Origin of the sequence: Schleiferilactobacillus shenzhenensis LY-73, assembly GCF_000469325.1 — a bacterium.
GTDB classification, from domain to species: domain Bacteria; phylum Bacillota; class Bacilli; order Lactobacillales; family Lactobacillaceae; genus Schleiferilactobacillus; species Schleiferilactobacillus shenzhenensis.
In genome coordinates this window covers 1-1,666 of record NZ_KI271632.1, presented here as the reverse complement: position 1 = coordinate 1,666, position 1,666 = coordinate 1, and the positions used below count along the sequence as shown (strand labels likewise).

1 rRNA gene is annotated in these 1,666 nt (G+C 54.0%); it reads right to left on the bottom strand.

Annotated features, from left to right (window positions below):
- Window positions 1-1,666 (bottom strand): 23S ribosomal RNA (locus L248_RS14900); the annotation flags it as partial.

Here is a 1,666-nt window from a genome sequence, read left to right as displayed (position 1 = left end):
TTGGTTAAGTCCTCGACCGATTAGTACTGGTCCGCTCCACCCCTCACGGGGCTGCTACTCCCAGCCTATCTACCTGATCATCTCTCAGGGGTCTTACTTCCTTAAAGGAATGGGAAATCTCATCTCGAAGGGGGCTTCACACTTAGATGCTTTCAGCGCTTATCCCTGCCATACATAGCTACCCAGCTCTGCGCCTGGCGGCACAACTGGTACACCAGCGGTATGTCCACCCCGGTCCTCTCGTACTAAGGGCAGCTCTTCTCAAATTTCCTACGCCCGCGACGGATAGGGACCGAACTGTCTCACGACGTTCTGAACCCAGCTCGCGTACCGCTTTAATGGGCGAACAGCCCAACCCTTGGGACCAACTTCAGCCCCAGGATGCGATGAGCCGACATCGAGGTGCCAAACCTCCCCGTCGATGTGGACTCTTGGGGGAGATAAGCCTGTTATCCCCAGGGTAGCTTTTGTCCGTTGAGCGATGGCCTTTCCATTCAGTACCACCGGATCACTAAGCCCGACTTTCGTCCCTGCTCGACCTGTCTGTCTCGCAGTCAAGCTCCCTTATGCCTTTACACTCTGTGAATGATTTCCAACCATTCTGAGGGAACCTTTGGGCGCCTCCGTTACTTTTTAGGAGGCGACCGCCCCAGTCAAACTGCCTGCCTGACACTGTCTCCCGCCACGCTTAGTGGCGCGGGTTAGAGTGGCCGCACTGCAAGGGTAGTATCCCACCAATGCCTCCACCGAGACTAGCGTCCCGGTTTCTACGGCTCCTACCTATCCTGTACATGCGGTACAGACACTCAATATCAAGCTACAGTAAAGCTCCATGGGGTCTTTCCGTCCTGTCGCGGGTAACCCGCATCTTCACGGGTAATATAATTTCACCGAGTCTCTCGTTGAGACAGTGCCCAAATCATTACACCTTTCGTGCGGGTCGGAACTTACCCGACAAGGAATTTCGCTACCTTAGGACCGTTATAGTTACGGCCGCCGTTTACTGGGGCTTCAATTCTGGGCTTCGCTTACGCTGACTCATCCTCTTAACCTTCCAGCACCGGGCAGGTGTCAGCCCCTATACGTCATCTTTCGATTTGGCAGAGACCTGTGTTTTTGATAAACAGTTGTTTGGGCCTATTCACTGCGGCTGACCTTCCGGTCAGCACCCCTTCTTCCGAAGTTACGGGGTTATTTTGCCGAGTTCCTTAACGAGAGTTCTCTCGCGCGCCTGAGGATACTCTCCTCGACTACCTGTGTCGGTTTGCGGTACGGGCGATCTATTACTCACTAGAAACTTTTCTCGGCAGTGTGACATCAGGTGCTTCGCTACTTAATTTCGCTCCCCATCACACCTTGTCCTTAGGAACAAGCATTTGACTCGCTCCCAGACTCAGTGCTTGGACACGCTTTTCCAGCTGCGTGCTCACCTTAGCCTCCTGCGTCCTTCCTTCGCTCAAACATAATAGATCGGTACAGGAATCTCCACCTGTTAGCCATCGACTACGCCTTTCGGCCTCATCTTAGGTCCCGACTGACCCTGGGCGGACGAACCTTCCCCAGGAAACCTTAGTCTTGCGGCGGGCAGGATTCTCACCTGCCTTTTCGTTACTCATGCCGGCATTCTCACTTCTAAGCGCTCCAGCAGTCTTCACAGTCTGCCTTC